Origin of the sequence: Oceanobacillus sp. FSL W7-1293 (assembly GCF_037969815.1) — a bacterium.
GTDB lineage: Bacteria > Bacillota > Bacilli > Bacillales > Amphibacillaceae > Oceanobacillus > Oceanobacillus oncorhynchi.
The window spans coordinates 3,558,012-3,579,131 of record NZ_CP150212.1 but is presented as its reverse complement, the minus strand read 5'-3'; the positions used below and the strand labels follow the sequence as shown (position 1 = coordinate 3,579,131).

Sequence of the window (21,120 nt, the reverse complement as noted above, 5' to 3'; positions counted from 1 at the left end):
CATAAATTATCCGAAAATATAAGTTTAAATCGATTTTGAGCGGGAATCATACCTGTGTTAGCATATTGAATGTGTTAAACAAACCGAAAGGATGATTTATTATTACCACTGAAAATGGTTTAAGTTACACTTCGGAAATGGAAAAAGGAATTGGTCAATCAAGAGGTGTCAATTACGAGGAATATGACCGAAGCTTGAATAAAAAGTTAAAAGTGGAAAAAGAAAGAGAACAGGAATACCAAAAGGCGAAGAGACTTTCTACAGAAGCAGTTTCTGGTAATTTAAGATAAAAATAACAAAAGCTGATGTCACGGGGCATCAGCTTTTTAAATGGAAACAGACCTTGAAAAAAGTGTCTAAAGAAGCATAGTTAAAAGCTTTTTAAAGACGAATGATAACAGTTGCGAATTAATTTGAAATGCTTTAAGATTGTAATGAGAATAAATTGAGAATGGATATCATATTCATTTCATTTAAAATACAGTTTTTGGAGGTATGATTTATGTCAGGCTCAGTATTAGAAGTTAAGAATCTTCACGTATCTATTGAAGATAAGGAGATATTAAAAGGGGTAGACCTAACCATTAAAGGTGGAGAATTCCATGCTGTCATGGGACCGAATGGTACAGGTAAATCCACATTGGCATCTGCCATTATGGGTCATCCTAAATATGAAATAACAGAAGGATCCATCACCCTTGACGGGGAAGATGTTTTAGAGATGGAAGTAGATGAACGTGCCCGTGCCGGCCTGTTTTTAGCAATGCAGTACCCAAGTGAAATCAGCGGTGTAACTACTTCTGACTTCTTACGTTCTGCGATTAATGCAAAACGTGAAGAAGGCGATGAAATTCCATTGATGAAATTCATCAAAAAATTGGATAAGGACTTAGATTACCTTGATATTGATCAAAATATGGCAACGCGTTACCTTAACGAAGGTTTCTCCGGAGGGGAGAAAAAGCGTAACGAAATCCTGCAATTAATGCAGTTAGAGCCAAACATTGCTATCCTTGATGAAATTGACTCAGGTCTGGATATCGACGCATTAAAAGTAGTGTCAAAAGGAATCAACCAAATGCGTTCGGATAATTTTGGATGCTTGATTATTACTCACTACCAACGTCTATTAAACTATATTACGCCTGATTTTGTACACGTAATGATGCAGGGACGCGTAGTGAAATCTGGTGGACCAGAGCTTGCAAAACGTCTTGAAGCAGAAGGTTATGAGTGGATTAAAGAAGAATTAGGAATCGAAGACGAAGAAACTGCAGAACAAAACGCGTAATGTAAGGAGGGATAATCATGACTGTAGAAACAAAGCTTCTATTCAATCAAGAATATATCCAGGCATTTTCCAAAGAACGAAATGAACCCGGCTGGATGGCTACGCTTCGTTCCAAAGCTTTGGAAATGGCTGATTCGCTAGAAATGCCAAAACCAGATAAAACAAAGATTTCAAACTGGAATTTTACAGATTTCCAGCATTCCTATAAAGAAGCGGCAAAAATTGCTTCTCTTGATGAACTGCCTGAAGAATTAAAAGAATACTTCGATGAAGATGCCAGCATGGAGAATCTATATATTCAGCGTAATCAGACAGCTGCATATAACAGCCTTGCGCAGAAGCTTCAGGATAAAGGGGTTATTTTTACAGATATTTTTACAGCAGTCAGAGAGCACAGCGAGCTGGTTGAAAAATATTATATGAATGATGCAGTTGCTGTTGATCAGAACCGTTTAACAGCGCTTCATGCAGCACTGATGAACGGCGGCGTATTTGTATATGTTCCTAAAAATGTACAGGTGGAAGAACCGCTTCAAGCCATCTTCTGGCAGGAAGATAACAGCAGCGCATTATTGAATCACGTACTTGTTGTAGCAGAAGAAGGCAGCTCATTAACCTATGTAGAAAACTATATTTCTCATAATGATACAGAAGAAAACGTTGCGAACCTTGTAACGGAAGTATTTGCGCATGATAACGCACAGGTTGCTTATGGTGCAGTAGATAACTTTGCAGCCGGCACAACCACGTATGTGAACCGTCGCGGTGTTGCTAAGCGTGATGCAAGAATTGACTGGGCACTTGGACAAATGAACGATGGAAATACGGTTTCTGAAAACATTACCTACCTTATGGAGGATAATTCAGCTTCCGAAGCAAAAGCAGTATCTGTCGGGCGCGGAAAGCAGACACAGAACTTCACGTCAAGCATTCGCCAATTTGGAAAAGAAACCGATGCGTATATTTTACAGCGCGGTGTGATGAAGGGTTCTGCATCTACGATTTTCAATGCTATCGGTAAAATTGAACATGGCGGTACAAAATCGAACTCTGAGCAGGAGTCCCGAGTATTGATGCTGAGTGAAAAATCCCGTGGAGATGCCAATCCAATTCTTCTTATTGATGAGGATGATGTAACAGCAGGTCACGCTGCTTCTGTAGGCCGTGTGGATCCGCTGCAAATGTACTATCTTATGAGCAGAGGGTTAGAGCGTGAAGAAGCAGAACGTCTAGTTATTCATGGTTTCTTGGCTCCTGTGGTAGCTCAAATTCCAATTGAATCTGTACGTAAGCAATTAACACAAGTGATTGAAAGGAAAGTTTATTAATGGATATAAAGGCCATTAAAGAACAATTTCCAATCCTTCAACAGGAAGTAAATGGGCACCCCTTAGTATATTTGGATTCTTCTGCGACGTCGCAAAAGCCGATTCAGGTGATTGAAGCGGTGAATGATTATTATAAGCAAAATAATTCCAACGTTCACCGCGGGGTCCATACCCTCGGGTCAAGAGCAACCGATCAATACGAAGGAGCACGCGAAAAGGTCCGGGAGTTTATCAATGCGGGAAGCACGAAAGAAATTATCTTTAACCGGGGTACAACAGCGGGACTCAACTTGGTAGCGTCTAGCTATGCAAGAGATAATGTCGGCCCGGATGATGAAATAGTAATTACGCCAATGGAGCATCATAGTAATTTGATTCCATGGCAGCAGGTTTCTAAAGTAACTGGAGCCCGTCTGGTATATCTGCCGTTGCAGGAAGACGGTTCAATTTTATTAGATGATGTAAAGAATACAGTGAATGAAAAAACAAAAATCGTTGCGATAACACATGTTTCCAATGTTCTTGGAACGATTAATCCAATAAAAGAAATAGCAGAAATTGCACATCAGCATCAAGCTGTGATGGTTGTGGATGGTGCCCAGGGCGCTCCGCATATCAACGTGGATGTCCAGGATATCGATTGCGATTTCTATGCTTTCTCAGGGCATAAGATGTGCGGGCCGACCGGCATTGGCGTCCTTTATGGGAAGCAGGAGCTTTTAGAAAACATGGAGCCGATTGAATTTGGCGGAGAGATGATTGACTTTGTAAATCTATACGATTCTACATGGAAGGAGCTGCCTTGGAAATTCGAAGGCGGTACACCTATCATTGCAGGAGCAATTGGACTTGCAGCAGCAATCGACTTTCTCCATGAAGTCGGTCAAGATGAAATACTAGCTCATGAAACAGAGCTGGCAGCCTACGCACTGGAACAGATGCGCACCATCGATGGTATTCAGCTCTATGGACCGGAGAAACGAGCCGGGCTGGTTACGTTTAATCTGGATGATGTACATCCGCATGATACAGCAACCGTGCTTGACGCAGAAGGAATCGCTGTTCGTGCCGGACATCATTGTGCACAGCCTTTGATGAAATGGCTGGATGTAACAGCAACAGCCAGAGCAAGTTTCTATCTTTACAATACCAAAGAGGATATTGACCTTTTAGTAGCTGGGCTGTTAAAGACAAAGGAGTATTTTGGGAATGGCTTTGAATAACCTCGATACACTTTATAGACAAGTTATTATGGATCATTATAAAAATCCGCGTAACAAAGGAACCTTGGAGAAAGAATCTGTGACAGTAGATATGAACAATCCGACCTGCGGGGATCGTATTCAATTACAATTAGATGTACAAGATGGTATTGTAAAGGATGCGAAATTCCAGGGAGAAGGCTGTTCAATCAGTATGGCATCCGCATCAATGATGACACAGGCAATCAAGGGAATGGAAGTGGAAGCAGCGTTGAAAATGTCGGAAAACTTTTCTGAAATGATGTTAGGACATGACATCGATTCAGAGGAGATGGGAGATATTGAAGCACTTCAGGGAGTTTCCAAATTTCCTGCACGGATCAAATGTGCAACACTCGCTTGGAAAGCCATGGAAAAGGGTGTACACAACGAATAAGACAGAGTTTTTAATCTGTCAGAGGGAGGTTATTAACAATGGCAAAAAATATGCCGGAAATGGAAGAGTATAAATATGGATTTCACGATAAAGACGTATCTATTTTCCGTACAGAAAAAGGATTAACGCCAAATATTGTTAAAGAAATTTCGAAAATGAAGGAAGAGCCGCAGTGGATGCTGGATTATCGCTTGAAGGCGCTGGAGCATTTCTATAGCCGTCCAATGCCGCAATGGGGCGGAGACCTTACTGGTTTAGACTTCGATGAGATTGTTTATTATGTGAAACCTTCTGAGAAACAAGGGAGAACATGGGATGAAGTGCCTGAGGAAATCAAGCAGACGTTTGATAAATTAGGTATCCCGGAAGCAGAACAAAAATATCTTGCCGGTGTATCTGCACAGTATGAATCAGAAGTTGTTTACCACAGCTTGAAAGAAGATCTTCAAGAGCTTGGTATCGTCTTTAAGGACACAGATACAGCACTTAAAGAAAATGAGGAGCTGTTTAAAGAGTATTTTGGTAAGGTTATTCCTTACTCAGACAATAAGTTCTCTGCATTAAACTCGGCAGTTTGGTCCGGCGGCTCATTTATCTATGTGCCAAAAGGCGTGGAAGCAACAACGCCATTACAAGCTTACTTCCGTATTAACTCTGAAAATATGGGACAGTTTGAACGTACGCTTATCATTGTTGATGAAGGAGCATCTGTACACTATGTAGAAGGCTGTACAGCACCTGTTTATACAACGAACTCGCTTCACAGTGCTGTTGTTGAGATTATTGTTAAAAAGGATGCCTACTGCCGTTATACAACGATTCAAAACTGGGCAAATAACGTTTATAACCTGGTTACGAAACGTGCGACCTGTGATGCGAACGCAACCATGGAATGGATTGACGGAAACATTGGTTCGAAGTTAACGATGAAATATCCTGCTATCCTGCTCAAAGGAGAAGGCGCACGCGGAAATACGCTTTCTATCGCTTTAGCTGGAAAAGGACAATTACAGGATGCTGGTGCGAAAATGCATCACTTGGCTCCAAATACGTCTTCTACCATTGTTTCGAAGTCTATCTCTAAACAAGGCGGAAAAGTATCTTACCGCGGACTGGTACACTTTGGACGTAAAGCAGACGGAGCTCGTTCCAATATTGAGTGTGATACACTGATTATGGATAACGAGTCTACTTCAGATACGATTCCGTACAATGAGATTCTAAACGACAATATTTCCTTAGAGCACGAAGCAAAAGTTTCGAAAGTATCTGAGGAACAGCTCTTCTATCTAATGAGCCGCGGCTTATCAGAAGAAGAAGCAACAGAAATGATCGTTATGGGCTTCATTGAACCATTTACAAAAGAACTTCCAATGGAATATGCTGTTGAGATGAATCGATTGATCAGCTTCGAGATGGAAGGTTCTATCGGCTAAGTATGATTATAAGGTGAAATAAAAAAGTGGCTTCTGCGGAAGCCATTTTTTTTGTACATTGATGCGTATGATACATGTGATAAAAAGTATTTTAGTAAATGAGTTTGTACATAAATAATCATTCATAGTAAATCGTTAAGGGCGATTCGTTGTGAGTAAAATACAGAATTATTTCAAAAGCTTTCCAAATACTCAAGTTATTCTGTTAGAATGAACGTATTGTATTTTTTATAAACAAAAATGATGATGCAGACTAAAGGAGGAAAATGGGAATGAAAAAATTTTTATTAGTATTATTCACGCTTTTGCTTGCCGGTATACTTACAGCATGCAGCGGAGATGAGGGTGCGTCCGAAACAGAAAATCCCGCCGCAGAGGAGCCGGCAACAGAAGAGGAGGAGGCTGGTGCTGATGAGGCAGACGAAGAAACAGAGAGCGGTGAAGGAAAAGGCGGTTTCTTATGGAAGGTCGAATCCGGTGACACCGAAATGTACTTACAGGGAACCATCCATTTAGGAACGGATGACTTTTATCCATTAGATCCTGCGATTGAAGAAGCGTTTGACAGTGCGGATGTGGTACTGCCAGAATTTAATCTGCTGGAGGAAATGCCAGCTCAGGAAGAAGTTTTAGAGTATGCCATGCTGGAAGAGGGGACAACATTGGAAGATGAACTTTCCGATGAGACATATGAAGAGCTTGCTTCTATTTTTGAAGAGAATGGATTAGATTTGGAAACAATGAATGAATTTCAGCCATGGTTTGTAGAGATGATGCTGCTTGAATTTACAACCATGTCCAGTGACGTCGATTCACAAGAAGCCGTTGACCTATACTTCCTTGAAAAAGCAACAGAGGATGAAAAAGAAATTGTTTCATTAGAAAGTGCAGAGGAACAATTTGAAGTGCTGAGCGGCTATTCGATGGAAACACAAGTACAGACATTGGAACTAGCGATTGATGGCTATGAAGAGGCTCCAGAAGAGATGGAGGAGCTTGCTGAAGCTTGGCTTGAAGGAGACATCGAAGCAATGGAAACGATGTCTGATGACTATGGAGAAGCTGGAATCAATGCGGAGTATATGGAAGAATTAAATGATAACCGGAATATTGACATGGCAAACAGCCTGGATGACATTTTACAGGAAGGCAGCGGTCAGGTGTATTTTGTTTTCGTAGGCACAGCACACTTTACCGTGGAGCCAAGTATTATCACAGAGCTTGAAGACAAAGGCTATGAAGTGGAGCATGTGTATTAAGGATAATTTGTCAGCTTAAAGTGAATTAACTTTTTAGGCACGAAATAGTGGCTTGGAGCGAAACCATTCGCAGTGTGAGCCATTATTTCGTGTTTTTTTTGAAATATAATAACTGAAAAAGTGTCTTTTTTGAAATTAAATCATATCATTAAGATAAGAATACTTTTTTATGAAGTTTGATAGGAAAATAATTTATAAATGAAGAAGCATTATAGCTAATATAAAGGTTTTTTAAGAGCCCAGAAAGTATAAAAAGCTGTAGATAGTAGTTCCACCGGTGGTCATGGGTGAGTAATTTATCCACTCTGCTGTCCGCGAGCTCCTGGCTCAGCCTCCTTTAAAGAAGATTTGCTGACTGGCAATCCGACAGGCACAGACAGAGCTATAGTTGGTACTGTGATTACCAATGTTGTCAGGTTAGTGAATGTTATCAATTTTTGATACAGATAGTAATAAAACCTATCTAGCGGAGGAAAAACACGTAGACTCCTATGGGAAAGCGAAGTGGGAAGACCCCGCAGAAAAAAAGCGAACTTCTTTTTTGAGGAGGCTGAGCGCAAGCCCATGGAAAGCGTAGTGTTTTTCCGCAGCGGCGTATTAACCTGATAACATTGAGACCTGCGATTACTCGGTCTATTAAAACCGTTGCTGTGATTACTTGTCCCGTCGAAAACCATCGCAGCGGACATCTCTTTGGCAAGAATACTGTTGTTTAATATCAAGTGATTTTCCTTGTTTTTTAACAGAAAATCAAAGCAATTTTCATTGCATTTAAAAATTTTTAAATGAGTGATTGACAAAAGGCAGAAATATGGATAGAATACTAATAAATCTTATCAAATTACAGGGAATTGAACTTCCTCAAGCAACGAAAAATAATTAGGGGGAAGATAACATGTCAAAAGAGCATGAAATGGATGATTTTTATGTGAAGTTGAAGGAATTATTAAATGACTTGAATTATGGCACCATAACGATTGTGGTCCAGGATGGAAAGGTAATCCAATTAGAGAAAAATGAAAAAGTAAGATTAAAGTAATCACGAAAAAAACACTGCTGACTAGACAACTAGAGGCGGCGTTCTGTTCAGAAGAAATTCTGGAGGAGCGGCGTCTTTTTTAATGGTCAAGTATTATCTGAGAAAGAAGGTTTATGCATGCAATTAACCTATCAAAAAGCTGAGGCAGAGGATTATGAATCTCTGAATCAAAAGCTTAAAAAGAAAGACAGCCTGGAGATATTGAAATGGGCATATCAGTCCTATGGTGATGAGCTTGTCTACGCCTGCAGCTTTGGGGCGGAAGGTATTGTTTTGATTGATATGATCCATAAGGTAAAAAAAGATGCTGTCATCGTTTTTCTGGATACCGATTTTCATTTTAAAGAAACCTACGAACTCATTGATCGAGTAAAAGAACGGTATCCGAGTTTACGGATTGAAATGACGAAACCGGAGCTGACACCGGAGGAGCAGGCGAAAGTTCATGGTCCTGAACTATGGAAGGTGAACCCCGATTTATGCTGCAGTATTCGTAAGCTGATTCCTTTGGAGCAGCAATTAAATCAATACACTGCCTGGATATCCGGTTTACGAAGAGAGCAATCACCGACAAGAGCAAATACGGAATTTGTTAATCAAGACAGACGATTTCAATCGATTAAAATTTGTCCTTTGATTCATTGGACAGAAGAAGAAATCTGGATGTATATCCGCCTGCATCAGCTGCCTTATAATGAGCTTCATGATAAGAATTACCCGAGCATTGGCTGTGAACATTGTACAAAAGCGGTGTTGGCAGGGGAAGACGCAAGAAGCGGCAGATGGGCAGACACAAATAAAACAGAATGCGGCTTACACCAGGAAAAATAAGCAATCTAGCCAGGATGAAATTGAATATTATTGGAGGTAAACGTTATGACAACCATTGCTCCACATGGAGGAACATTGATTCAACAGTATGAGCCAGATTATGATACACAGGGAATCACACAGGAAATAGAGCTGGATTCCTTTGCCCTTTCCGATTTAGAACTGATTGGTATTGGCGGATTCAGCCCGTTAACAGGTTTTATGGAAAAAGCAGATTACGAATCGGTAGTCAGCGATATGCGTCTAGCAGATGGAACGGTCTGGAGTATACCAATCACATTGCCGATTTCAGAGGCAGCAGCAAACACATTGGAAATCGGAACACGCGCCAAGCTGACTTTTAATAATAAGGTGTACGGCGTCATCGATATTACCGAGGTGTATGAACCGAATAAATGGAAAGAGGCAAAACAGGTATACCGGACGGATGATCAGGCGCATCCAGGTGTGAAGAAGCTGTTTGAACGTCCTGATTATTACGCAGCTGGTTCAATTACATTAACCAAGCGGCTGCAGCGTGATCGTTTTCAAGCATATTATCTCGATCCAAAAGAAACCAGAGCGCATTTTGAAAAACAAGGCTGGAAAAAGGTAGTCGGCTTTCAAACAAGGAATCCGGTTCATCGGGCTCATGAATATATTCAGAAATCAGCACTCGAAATTGTGGATGGGTTATTTTTAAACCCACTGGTAGGAGATACGAAAGCAGATGATATTCCGGCAGATGTCAGAATGGAAAGCTATGAAGTGCTATTGTCCAAATATTATCCGCGAGACCGGGTATTTCTCGCTGTATTTCCAGCGGCTATGCGTTATGCCGGGCCAAGAGAAGCGATTTTTCATGCACTAGTCCGTAAAAATTATGGCTGTACTCATTTTATTGTCGGCCGGGACCACGCAGGGGTAGGCGATTATTATGGAACCTATGATGCGCAGGTTATCTTCCAGCAATTTTCAGAAGAAGATCTCGAGATTACGCCATTATTTTTTGAGCATAGCTTTTATTGCAAAGCATGCGGGAATATGGCATCGACGAAAACATGTCCTCATGACAAAGAAAGCCATGTAATTTTGTCCGGAACAAAGGTACGAGAGATGTTGACCAAGGGAATTACTCCTCCTCCTGAATTCAGCCGGAAAGAGGTTGTCGAGGTGCTTATCCGGGGGATGCAGCAGCAAGCAAGTGTGTAAGTAAGAAAGAGAGAGGTGTTTTGGAATTATGCTGGTTGCTGTTGCTTTTATAATTGCTTTATTTTTTGCGATGAACATTGGAGCCAGCGGAACGGCTGCTTCGATGGGGCCGGCTTATGGGAGCGGTGCTATCCCTAAGAAACGGACGGCAATGATTCTGGTCAGTATTTTCGCCTTATTAGGTGCCTTATCTGGAGGCGAGGTTGTCCGTACGATTGGAAATGGAATCATTTCCCCGGGAGTCCTTGACGTAGAAATTGTCATCATTATTCTAGCGGCAGCTTGTCTCACTTTATTCTTTGCCAACGTATTAGGGATACCACTGTCTACGAGTGAAGTGGTTGTCGGTGCAATTATTGGAGCAGGTATCGCTTATCAGGCGCTCCTATTCGATCAGCTGCTCATCATCATTGCCTTTTGGCTGATTACGCCGATTACCGCGTTTTTGCTTGGATTGGTGTTAGGCAAATGGATACGCTATGCGGAAAACCGCTGGAAGGAGCTTACAGAGCTTGGTAAATGGAAAAAACCACTGGCTTTTTTGCTTATCGCGGCCGGCTGTATCGAGGCATATGCTGCTGGAATGAATAATGTAGCTAATGCTGTCGGCCCGTTAGTTGGTGTCGGGCTGCTTGATGTGACCATGGCTGTATTGATTGGCGGACTTTTTGTATCTCTTGGAGCAGTGTTACTGGGAGGCCGTGTCTTAGAAACAAACGGGAAAAAAATTACGCGGCTGTCCTTGCTGCAGGGGAGTGCTGTTTCTTTGACGGGAGGCAGTCTGGTGATAACGGCGTCCATTTTTGGTTTGCCGGTGCCGCTGACACAAATAACAACCTCTGCCATCGTTGGCATTGGTACAGCAGACAAAGGATTTCAAATGTGGCAGCAGAGCATTGTGATACAAATTATTAAAGTCTGGGTTGTTTCACCAGTTATTTCATTAGTACTGTCGTATGGTCTTATTCTTTTATTTAAAACAACGGATTATTATACGCTTTTCGTAATCCTTTCCGTTTTCATTGCCACGGCAGGTGTTTACAGTCTTTATTTGTCTACAAGAGCAGAGCGTCGCTCCACGTATGACGAAGGCGGGGGCATTTAATGCATTAAACCTTAGTAAATACATCAGAATGAACAGTTAAAGAAGGATGGTGTTTATTTGAAACAAGAAACAAAACATATCGTTTGGCATGAAACTGCTGTACAGAAGGAAGAACGGCAGCAGAGAAACCAGCATAAAAGCTGTATTTTATGGTTTACCGGACTTTCCGGAGCAGGGAAGTCAACACTAGCTAATGCATTGGAGCATCGTTTATTTGAACAAGGTTTAAACAGCTATGTGCTGGATGGCGATAATGTCCGGCACGGCCTGAATAAAGGACTTGGCTTCGGTGAAGAAGATCGAAAGGAAAATATCCGCCGAATCGGCGAGGTGGCGAAGCTGTTTGTAGATGCAGGATTGATTGTCTGCACAGCATTTATTTCTCCATTTGCAGAGGATCGAAACCGGGTGAGAGCGCTGGTTCAAGAGGATGAATTTGTGGAAATTTATGTACGGTGCTCTTTAGAAGCCTGTGAAGACCGTGATCCGAAAGGGTTGTATAAAAAAGCACGTACAGGAGAAATCAGTAATTTTACTGGAATCAGCTCTCCTTATGAGGAACCGCTGCAGCCGGAATTGGTTGTCGATTCCGACCAGCACTCGATTGAAGCATGCGTTGATCAGATGATTGCATTTTTACGAGAAAGAAATTATTTGCCAGAATAATAGGTTCGCACAGCACGTTAAGAGAACGTTCAATTTGAACACGCTCTTTAAATTTAAATCTAAAATTAATTTTTGAGAGGTAGATAGCGTTGCAATTTCAAGTGAATAATAGTCCATTTAATCAAGAGCAGGTTGAGCTGCTCAATCGTCTATTTCCAACATTGACGGAAACCCAACAAATATGGCTTGGCGGTTATCTTTCTGCTTTACAAAGTGCCGGCGCCGCCCCGGCTGCACCTGTCGCAGAAGCAGTCACAGCGCAATTGCCAACCGCTGCTGTAACAGAAGCTTCTCCGGTAGAGGTGACGGTGCTTTTCGGGTCACAGACAGGGAATTGTCAAGGATTGGCAACAGAGGTGTCAGGAAAGCTGAAAGAAAAAGGAATGAAGGTTACCCTTGCCTCTATGGCTGATTTTAAACCCAATAAGCTGAAAAATCTTCAAAACCTGCTGGTTGTAATCAGTACACAGGGAGAAGGAGATCCGCCGGACACAGCGCTTCAATTTCATGAATTTCTCCACGGACGCCGGGCTCCAAAGCTGGAGGACTTGAATTATTCCGTATTGGCGCTCGGAGACAGCTCTTATGACCTTTTCTGTGAAACTGGCAGACAGTTTGATGAGAGATTGGCAGAATTGGGAGGAAATCGAATCATCGACCGTGTGGATTGTGATTTGGATTATGATGAAGCGGCGGAGGAATGGCTGGAAAATGTATTAAATAAGCTGTCTGAGTCACAGGAAACGGTTCAGGCTCCGACAATAGCTGAAGCAGCTGCTGCCGTAGAAACACAAGCATCCGCATTTTCAAGAACCAATCCATTTGAAGCAGAAATCTTTGAAAGTCTGAATATAAATGGCCGCGGCTCCAATAAAGAAACCTATCATATGGAATTGTCGCTGGAAGGGTCGAATCTGGAGTATGAACCAGGCGACAGCATTGGGATTTATCCTGAAAACGATCCGGTCATTGTCGAGGAGCTTATTAAAGAAACAGGGTGGACTCCGGATGAGCTTATCCCAGTGAACAAAAAAGGGGATGAAGTTCCTCTGCAAGAAGCATTGCAAAAAAATTATGAAATCACTGTACTGACAAAGCCATTACTGAAAAAGATAGCGGAATTTACGCAAATTCCAGAATTACAGCAATTACTGGAGCAGGGGAACGAAGAAGCGGTAACGGAATATATATATGGGCGAGACCTATTAGATTTGATTCGTGATTATCAGATAAAGGATCTTCCGGCAAAGGAATTTATTGCGTTGTTACGAAAAATGCCGCCGCGTCTATATTCCGTAGCAAGCAGCTATAAAGCAAATCCGGAAGAGGTACATTTGACGGTTGGAGCAGTACGTTACCAAACTTATGGCAGAGAGCGGAGCGGTGTTTGCTCTGTGCAATGCGCAGATCGAAAAGAGCCGGGTCAGACCCTTTCCGTTTATGTTCATAAAAACCCGAATTTCAAGCTGCCGGCTGATCCGGATAAACCAATTATCATGGTTGGTCCGGGCACTGGGATCGCCCCGTTCCGCTCCTTCGTAGAAGAACGTGAAATAATGGAAGCAAAAGGAAAGTCATGGCTGTTCTTTGGAGACCAGCATTTTGTTACCGATTTTCTTTATCAGACAGATTGGCAGCGCTGGTTGAAGAGCGGAATTTTATCTAAAGTAGATGTGGCTTTTTCGCGGGATAAGGCAGAAAAAGTCTATGTGCAGCATCGTATGCTGGAGCAAAGCAAGGAGCTTTATGAATGGCTGAAAGAAGGCGCAGTCGTCTACGTATGCGGTGATGAGAAAAACATGGCAAGTGATGTCCACGATACGCTAGTGACTATCCTGGAAAGGGAAGGAAATCTTAGTACAGAAGATGCGCAGCATTATTTAATGGAGATGCAGCAGGAGAAACGCTACCAGCGGGATGTCTATTAGTAAGTAAAGGAGAATCAGAAATGTCAGATAGTAAAACAGTTCATAAACCGGTCCATATTCAGGATGGACCGCCAAGTGATGTAGAAAGAATCAAAAAAGAGAGTAATTATTTACGCGGGACATTGGAAGAAACACTGAGTGATCCGTTAAGTGCAGGTATCCCGGATGACGATAACCGGTTAATGAAATTCCACGGAAGCTATTTACAGGATGACCGGGATCTGCGTACCGAACGGCAGCGGCAGAAGCTTGAGCCTGCCTATCAATTTATGGTGCGGGTCCGTGTGCCCGGAGGAGTTGCTACACCGGAGCAATGGCTGGTTATCGATGAATTGGCCAACACCTACGGGAATCAGACAATTAAATTGACTACCAGACAGGCGTTTCAGATGCATGGCATTTTAAAGTGGAATATGAAAGCAAGTATCAAAGGGATTAATGACGCTTTGATGGATACCCTTGCAGCCTGCGGAGACGTTAACAGGAATGTTATGTGTAATCCTAACCCGGATCAATCGGAGGTGCATGCAGAAGTTCACGAGTGGTCAAAAGTATTGAGTGACTATTTATCTCCGCGCACGAATGCGTACCATGAAATTTGGCTTGATGGGGATAAGGTGGTTGATTCTAAAGAAAATGATGAAGTAGAGCCAATGTATGGAACAGTCTATCTGCCAAGAAAGTTTAAGATTGGAATTGCAGTTCCGCCATCCAATGATGTGGATATCTTTTCCCAGGATTTAGGTTTTATTGCTGTTCTGGAGAATGGCCAGCTTCAAGGATTCAATGTATCGGTTGGCGGCGGCATGGGCATGACACATGGCGATACCAATACGTACCCGCAGCTGGGAAGAGTTATCGGTTTTTGTAAGCCGGATCAAATCACAGATGTTGCCGAAAAAATTATTACCATTCAGCGGGATTATGGAAATCGTTCCGAACGAAAATATGCACGCTTTAAATATACGATTGATGCCAGAGGAATTGATTGGCTTAAAAATGAGCTGACGGAACGTTTAGGCTGGCAGCTGGACGAAGCACGCGACTTTCATTTTGACCATAACGGCGACCGCTATGGCTGGGTGAAAGGGACGAAGAATCGCTGGAACTTTACGCTTTTTATTCAAAATGGACGTATTCAGGATAAAGAAGACTATCAGCTGATGACGGGACTGCGGGAAATTGCCAAAATTCATACCGGAGATTTTCGTTTAACTGCGAATCAAAACCTGGTGATTGGAAATGTCACCAGTCAGAAGAAAAAGGAGATCATCGCACTTATCGAGCAGTATGGACTGTCAGATGGAAAAGAGCAATCTGCATTACGCCGTAATTCCATGGCTTGTGTTGCTTTTCCGACCTGCGGCTTGGCGATGGCTGAATCAGAGCGTTATTTGCCTTCCTTGATTGAGAAACTGGAAACGCTGCTGGAAGAAGAAGGGCTTCGTGACGAAGAAATTGTCATTCGGATGTCTGGCTGCCCGAACGGATGCTCACGAGCAGCATTAGGAGAAATTGGCTTTATTGGGAAAGCCCCAGGAAAATATAATATGTATTTAGGAGCAGGATTTGCCGGACAGCGTTTAAGCAAGATTTACCGGGAAAGCATTGGAGAAAAAGAAATTTTAGAAACGCTGCAGCCGATTATCCGGCATTATGCAAAAGAACGTCTGGATGGCGAACACTTCGGTGATTTTGTAGTTCGAAAAGAGTATGTGAAGGCTGTTACTTCTGGAGTAAACTTTCATGATTAGTTGAAAACGTTAAAGAAGAGACAGGGCTGCGGTTATTGCCCTGCTCTTCTTTAACTTTAAGAAAAGCAGAGCTGTTGACTTGAATAGCCGATTTGATACGAAAAAGCTTAGAAATGGATGAAATGAGGGTGACGAATGATGACAAAACCAGGATGTGTGTATTTAGTCGGAGCTGGTCCTGGAGATATTGGGTTAGTGACTTTAAAAGGTTATACGTATTTGCAGCAGGCAGAAGTTGTTTTATACGATAGGCTGGTTAACCCTCTCTTACTGGAATATGCTTCGCCGCAAGCAGAATTTATATATTGTGGTAAAATGCCTAAAAAACATATACTGCGTCAGGAAGCGATTAATGATTTATTAGTAAAGCACGGCTTAGAAGGAAAGAACGTGGTACGTTTGAAAGGCGGCGACCCAAGCGTATTCGGCCGGGTGGGCGAAGAAGCAGCTGCACTGGAACAGGCCGGTGTGCCTTACGAGATTGTTCCAGGGATAACGGCGGGAATCGGAGCTGCTGCTTATGCAGGTGTCCCTGTTACACATCGTGAGCATAGCTTATCCTTTGCTGTTATTACAGGTCATGATAAGTCGCCTTCAGGTGAACCGCTGATTGACTGGCATGCTTTAGCGAACGGGATCGATACCATTGCGTTCTATATGGGATTGGGGAATCTACCTTATATTTCAGAACAGCTCATCTCGCATGGGCGGTCTTCTAATACGCCAGTCTTATTAATTCAATGGGGGACGACCGGAAAACAGAGAACGCTGCAGGGGAGTCTTGCAAACATTGTACAGAAAGCCAAAGCAGCACAGTTTAAAAATCCAGCTATCATTTTAGTAGGAGATGTAAGCACACTGAAAAAAGGAGAGAGCTGGTTTGAAAGCAAGCCGCTGTTTAGTCAGCATCTGCTGCTCGGTCGGGCAAATGAAGAGCCGAGTAAAATTGGACAGCATTTACGAGAAAAGGGGGCAGAAGTTTTTGAATTTCCGCGGATGCAAAAGAAAAAGCATCTGTTGAAAAAAGCCGATATTCCGGCAAACCGGGATCTTCTTTTTTTATCACCGGCAAGTGTGGACATTTTCTTCGAGTCCCTGCAGGCAAATAAAATCGATATTCGAAGGATTCAAGGCGAATTCTATGGAATTTCTAAAAAAACAGTAAAGGCCATAGAATCCTATCATTGTTTTGGAAAAGAAATAGCAGAACGGAGCCCCGACGCTTCCCCGCTGGTAATATTAGGAGACCCGGAAGGCTTCCATCGAAAAGAGCAGCGTTATCCATTCGTATTTGAGCCTGATTTCATTGCTACGCATAGCTTTATTCGTGTGCAGCAGACGGAGCAAACGTTCAGCCGTCTTCAGGAGGAGGAGCGGATCGAAACAATCATTTTTCCTAATGCGCGTTCTGTAAAAACAGTGACGGAAGGGTTTCAAGCTTGTGGAGAAACGCCAGAAAACATTAGTACCTATGCACGTGTGATTTGTTTTGGAGAAAAATCAAAGCAGGCTGCTGTCAACGCAGGTTATGCAGTTTCGGAGGTATTATCGGAACCAACCGAAGAAGCTCTGCAGGAAGTTCTTTTGCAAAAAGAAGCTCCGCTGGCTGCTGCGGCCTTTTCTTAAAGCTTATATCAGCTTTGCAATCAATAGCGTTCTTTAAATGGAAGTTTGCTAGACTTGAAAGAGAAATAGAGAAAGGGGAATACAGGATGCAGGCTATTTTATATATCGGGCATGGAAGCCGGGTACAACGAGGGAATGAAGAGCTGCTGGCTTTTGTAGACAGAGCAAAGAAAAAAAATCCGCAGATTCAGATACAGGAGGCCTGCTTTATCGAACTTGCTTCGCCGTCCATCCAAACGGGCATCGACAGCTGTGTCCGGCAGGGAGCAGCACAGATTGCAGTGGTACCGGTTCTATTGCTTGCAGCAGGGCATGCAAAGCTGGATATCCCAAAAGAAATAGAGCAGGCAGAAAAACGCTATCCAGACGTTACCTTTACCTATGGAAAGGTGATGGGAGTAGATCCGGCAATCATTGATTTACTTAGCAAACGTCTGGAAATGGGAGGATTGAAGCAAACCGGTAAGCCGCCTGTGTATGAAGAACGCGAACCTGCTTCTGTGTTACTTGTCGGGCGGGGCAGCAGTGATCCGGATGCCAATAGCGACCTTGCCAAAATGGCACGCTTATTATGGGAAGCAGCTCCGGTAAACGAAGTAAATACATGTTACCTGGCAGCAACCCGTCCTACATTGGATGAGGGGCTGGAGCAATTGCTTAAAAGTCCTAATTCGGTGGTGTATGTTGTTCCCTATTTGTTATTCTCCGGTGTATTAATGAGGGAGCTGCGCCAAAAGTTGGATGAACTCTCTGAACGGACAGATAAACAATTTATTCTTTGTCCGTATTTGGGTTTTGATGATCAGCTCGTTACAGTCCTAGTCGACCGGGTCGAAGCATTGCTGAAAGGAAAAGTCAGCTGATGCACATGCCGCTCTTTTTAGAGGTAAAGAATCAGACCGTCATTGCAGTCGGCGGAGGAGCTGTTGCAGCGAGAAAAGTACGTCATTTTTTAGATGCTGGAGCAGCTATCACCATCATCGCGCCAAAACTACATCCATTTTTGCAGCAGCTTTATCAAAAAGGAAAAATCAAGTGGCAGGAAAGAGAGGTTCACGAGGGAGAACAATTTGATTGTCTATTCCTTTTATTAATGACAGATAAGAAAGAACTGAATCTCTCCCTTTATGAAAACAAACAGGCGCAGCAGTTGGTTTATGTTGCCAATGATGCATGGAAAAGTGATGTGTCCTTTCCTGCTGTTCTTCAAAGGGGAGCGTTAAGCATTGCGTTGTCCACCGGCGGCGCGAGTCCAATTTACGCAAAACAGTTAAAAAATAAGCTGGCGGATCAGCTGCCAGCAGAAATAGAAGCTGATCTTATCTTTCTTGATCAGGCAAGAAAAAGAATCCTCCACCTGCCTTTCACACCGGAGCAAAAAAAGCAGATTCTGCAGAAAATCACAGAAGAAGGATTCCTGCGGCAGGATAATCGGCAGCAGCTTCTGGAAGGAATGCTTGAATCGGTTCAAAAATGACTTAAAAAATTCATAATCGGGATAGAGAATGAGAAGAAAAAGTGGTAAAAGTCATAAAATATCCATTTGAACTCCTTTCTAACCTCCTTTACTATTGAACTATATATAGTTTTACTTTGTTTTTAAACATACTATATATAGTTTTTTGGATGCGTTGAAACGTATTTGCAGAGACGAAGAAGGAGGAATAGGAGATGGCGGAAGTAATGACTGCTCCTGAAAGTACAGAAGCAGATTTAATGCAGGATTTTCAAGAGATTGTATCCAGCACCAATCAGGATTTAATACAGGAGAATGCCAATGTGGACGGGAAATCACCATGCGGGCAGATGAACAAGTTTGCCAGTGAAAGTGCAAAGCTTTATGCGAAGGAAAAGATGTTGAGCCGGGAAGCGAAGCAGGCAATGGAGGATAATTATATTCATATTCATGATTTAGATTATATGCCCACAGGGACAGCGACCTGCTGCCAAATTCCTTTAGGAAAATTGTTGGAAAAAGGGTTTAACACGGGGCATGGACATATGCGCTCCCCGCAAAGCATCATGAGTGCGATGGCATTAGCGGCAATCGTCTTTCAAAGCAATCAAAATCAGCAGCATGGTGGACAGAGCTTCCAGGCGTTTGATTATGATTTAGCCCCCTTTGTGAAGAAATCCTATCAAAAACGGCTGCATAGATTACAGCAATATCAGCTTCTCCTTGCTCCACAGGAATTGGAGAAGTTAGCTTGGGAGGAAACGGACCGGGAATGCTACCAGGCCTGTGAAGCGTTTATTCATAATTTGAACAGCCTCCATTCCAGAAGCGGCGGTCAGGTTCCATTTACGTCAATCAATTATGGAACAGATACAAGCAGAGAAGGAAGACTGATTATAAAAAATCTTCTTTTAGCTACACAGGCTGGTTTAGGAAAAGGGGAGACACCAATTTTTCCGATTCAAATTTTTAAAATGAAAAAAGACGTTAATTTTTATAAAGCGGATCCAAACTATGATTTGTATCAGCTGGCTCTGGAAACAACAGCAAAAAGGCTTTTTCCAAACTTCAGTTTTATCGATGCGCCATTCAACTTCGTTTATTATGAGGAAGGAAACCCGGATTCGGAAGTAGCTTATATGGGCTGCCGTACGCGTATTATGGCTAATCGTCATGGAGAAGAAAATAGTCTCGGGCGCGGCAATATCTCCTTTACCAGTATTAATTTAGTGAAAATAGCGCTGATCTCATCAACCGTCGAGGCATTTATGGCGAAATTAGAGGTCTATACGGAAATGGTCATTCGTCAATTGTATGAACGGTATGTATTTCAGGCGAATAAACTTGTGAATAACTTCACTTTTTTGCATGGAGAGGGCGTCTGGACAGGCAGTGACGAACTAAATCCAGAGGATACATTGGAAGAGGTATTGAAGCAGGGGAGTTTAAGTGTCGGTTTTATTGGCCTGGCGGAGTGTTTAAAAGCATTGACAGGCAAGCATCATGGAGAATCAGAACAGGCGCAGGAGCTGGGAGAAGAGATTGTTGCCTTTTTACGGAAGAAGTGTGACGAGGCTGCAGAAGATTATGATTTGAACTATTCGCTGATTGCAACACCGGCAGAAGGGCTGAGCGGCCGATTTGTGAAGCAGGATCGCAAGGATTTTGGGATGAGAGAAGGCATTACAGACAGAGATTATTATACAAATTCGTTTCATATCCCTGTGTACTATCCGATTCGAGCTGTGGAGAAAATAAAACGGGAAGCCATCTATCACCCGTATACCAATGCCGGTCATATCACTTATATTGAAGTAGATGGAGATGTCAGCAAAAATATAAAAGCTATCGATACTCTTGTGAAAACCATGGCTGAAAGCGGTATTGGCTATGGCAGTGTAAACCATCCGGTCGACCGCTGTAAAAGCTGCGGCTATACCGGAACGATCGATAACGCATGTCCAAGCTGTCAAATCGCGGATGAAAGACAATTTGACCGGATTCGCCGTATTACCGGCTATCTGGTAGGAACGATGGATAAATGGAATACAGCAAAAGCATCGGAAGAACGGGACAGGGTGAGGCATGTATGATGGAAACAGCACGGATTTTATCCATTTATCATGATTCGGTCGTCGACGGAGAGGGATTACGTACGGTTATTTTCTTTGCCGGCTGTCCCCATTACTGCAAGGGATGCCATAATCCAAGGTCGTGGAATATACGAAATGGCAGGGAGATGAATGTGCAGCAGATTGTCGAGGAGGCATGGAATCCATTGACAGATATTACGTTAAGCGGCGGAGATCCATTTTACCAGGCAGAAGCTGCAGCAAGTGTTTCCAGACAATTGAAGGAGCTGGGGAAAAATATATGGGCGTACACAGGATGGACAATAGAAGAGCTGCGTGAGAACAAAGATCCGCATCAGCTGGAGCTTCTTAACTATGTAGATGTGCTGGTGGACGGACCATTTAGATTAGCTGAGCGGGATTTAACCTTATCCTTTCGCGGCAGCCGGAATCAGCGGATTATTGAGATGGGGAATGAGCGGAAGTAATAACGGCAGAAA

19 protein-coding genes are annotated in these 21,120 nt (G+C 42.8%); all 19 read left to right on the top strand.

Going from position 1 to position 21,120, the window contains the following annotated elements:
- Positions 1 to 137: 137 nt before the first annotated feature.
- The 19 genes from MKY65_RS17485 (at position 138) to nrdG (ending at position 21,108) form a co-directional block, all read left to right on the top strand.
- A complete protein-coding gene (locus tag MKY65_RS17485) occupies positions 138 to 290 on the top strand; it encodes a hypothetical protein (protein ID WP_175297017.1) in 153 nt (50 codons plus the stop codon).
- A gap of 212 nt (positions 291 to 502) precedes the next feature.
- Positions 503 to 1,291, top strand: a complete 789-nt coding sequence (gene sufC, locus MKY65_RS17480; RefSeq protein WP_042530560.1) for a Fe-S cluster assembly ATPase SufC — start codon at positions 503 to 505, stop codon at positions 1,289 to 1,291.
- 17 nt (positions 1,292 to 1,308) lie between these two features.
- A complete protein-coding gene (sufD, locus tag MKY65_RS17475) occupies positions 1,309 to 2,619 on the top strand; it encodes a Fe-S cluster assembly protein SufD (protein ID WP_339179046.1) in 1,311 nt (436 codons plus the stop codon).
- On the top strand, positions 2,619 to 3,842 hold the full coding sequence (locus MKY65_RS17470) for a cysteine desulfurase (protein WP_339179044.1): 1,224 nt from the start codon (positions 2,619 to 2,621) through the stop codon (positions 3,840 to 3,842). Before sufD ends, MKY65_RS17470 begins: the two co-directional genes overlap by 1 nt.
- The gene (gene sufU / locus MKY65_RS17465) at positions 3,829 to 4,257 is read left to right on the top strand and encodes a Fe-S cluster assembly sulfur transfer protein SufU (protein WP_339179042.1); all 429 of its coding nucleotides are present in this window, start codon (positions 3,829 to 3,831) and stop codon (positions 4,255 to 4,257) included. Before MKY65_RS17470 ends, sufU begins: the two co-directional genes overlap by 14 nt.
- Positions 4,258 to 4,295: 38 nt before the next feature.
- A complete protein-coding gene (sufB, locus tag MKY65_RS17460) occupies positions 4,296 to 5,693 on the top strand; it encodes a Fe-S cluster assembly protein SufB (RefSeq protein WP_339179039.1) in 1,398 nt (465 codons plus the stop codon).
- A 272-nt stretch (positions 5,694 to 5,965) separates the two neighbouring features.
- Positions 5,966 to 6,952 carry a TraB/GumN family protein gene (locus tag MKY65_RS17455; protein WP_339179037.1) on the top strand — a complete coding sequence of 329 codons (987 nt, stop codon included), beginning with the start codon at positions 5,966 to 5,968 and terminating at the stop codon, positions 6,950 to 6,952.
- Between the two features lie 913 nt (positions 6,953 to 7,865).
- Positions 7,866 to 7,991: a YezD family protein gene (locus MKY65_RS17450; RefSeq protein WP_226894844.1), complete on the top strand. Its 126-nt coding sequence runs from the start codon at positions 7,866 to 7,868 to the stop codon at positions 7,989 to 7,991.
- 117 nt (positions 7,992 to 8,108) lie between these two features.
- A complete protein-coding gene (locus MKY65_RS17445; RefSeq protein ID WP_339179035.1) occupies positions 8,109 to 8,822 on the top strand; it encodes a phosphoadenylyl-sulfate reductase in 714 nt (237 codons plus the stop codon).
- A gap of 45 nt (positions 8,823 to 8,867) precedes the next feature.
- Positions 8,868 to 10,013: a sulfate adenylyltransferase gene (gene sat / locus MKY65_RS17440; RefSeq protein ID WP_339179034.1), complete on the top strand. Its 1,146-nt coding sequence runs from the start codon at positions 8,868 to 8,870 to the stop codon at positions 10,011 to 10,013.
- Positions 10,014 to 10,041: 28 nt separating this feature from the next.
- Complete coding sequence (locus MKY65_RS17435; RefSeq protein WP_339179033.1) at positions 10,042 to 11,118, top strand: inorganic phosphate transporter; 1,077 nt, start codon at positions 10,042 to 10,044, stop codon at positions 11,116 to 11,118.
- Between the two features lie 57 nt (positions 11,119 to 11,175).
- Positions 11,176 to 11,784 (top strand): adenylyl-sulfate kinase, encoded by a 609-nt coding sequence (gene cysC, locus MKY65_RS17430; RefSeq protein ID WP_339179031.1) that lies wholly within the window; start codon positions 11,176 to 11,178, stop codon positions 11,782 to 11,784.
- An 89-nt stretch (positions 11,785 to 11,873) separates the two neighbouring features.
- On the top strand, positions 11,874 to 13,712 hold the full coding sequence (locus tag MKY65_RS17425) for an assimilatory sulfite reductase (NADPH) flavoprotein subunit (protein ID WP_339179029.1): 1,839 nt from the start codon (positions 11,874 to 11,876) through the stop codon (positions 13,710 to 13,712).
- A gap of 20 nt (positions 13,713 to 13,732) precedes the next feature.
- The gene (gene cysI / locus MKY65_RS17420; RefSeq protein ID WP_339179026.1) at positions 13,733 to 15,466 is read left to right on the top strand and encodes an assimilatory sulfite reductase (NADPH) hemoprotein subunit; all 1,734 of its coding nucleotides are present in this window, start codon (positions 13,733 to 13,735) and stop codon (positions 15,464 to 15,466) included.
- Between the two features lie 135 nt (positions 15,467 to 15,601).
- Positions 15,602 to 17,092: a uroporphyrinogen-III C-methyltransferase gene (cobA, locus tag MKY65_RS17415; RefSeq protein ID WP_339179023.1), complete on the top strand. Its 1,491-nt coding sequence runs from the start codon at positions 15,602 to 15,604 to the stop codon at positions 17,090 to 17,092.
- An 86-nt stretch (positions 17,093 to 17,178) separates the two neighbouring features.
- Positions 17,179 to 17,955, top strand: coding sequence for a sirohydrochlorin chelatase (locus MKY65_RS17410; protein WP_339179022.1), 777 nt, complete (start codon positions 17,179 to 17,181; stop codon positions 17,953 to 17,955).
- Positions 17,955 to 18,569 carry a bifunctional precorrin-2 dehydrogenase/sirohydrochlorin ferrochelatase gene (locus MKY65_RS17405; protein WP_339179020.1) on the top strand — a complete coding sequence of 205 codons (615 nt, stop codon included), beginning with the start codon at positions 17,955 to 17,957 and terminating at the stop codon, positions 18,567 to 18,569. Before MKY65_RS17410 ends, MKY65_RS17405 begins: the two co-directional genes overlap by 1 nt.
- A gap of 194 nt (positions 18,570 to 18,763) precedes the next feature.
- The gene (locus tag MKY65_RS17400; protein ID WP_339179017.1) at positions 18,764 to 20,641 is read left to right on the top strand and encodes an anaerobic ribonucleoside triphosphate reductase; all 1,878 of its coding nucleotides are present in this window, start codon (positions 18,764 to 18,766) and stop codon (positions 20,639 to 20,641) included.
- Complete coding sequence (gene nrdG / locus MKY65_RS17395; protein WP_339179015.1) at positions 20,638 to 21,108, top strand: anaerobic ribonucleoside-triphosphate reductase activating protein; 471 nt, start codon at positions 20,638 to 20,640, stop codon at positions 21,106 to 21,108. Before MKY65_RS17400 ends, nrdG begins: the two co-directional genes overlap by 4 nt.
- The last annotated feature ends 12 nt before the right edge of the window (positions 21,109 to 21,120 follow it).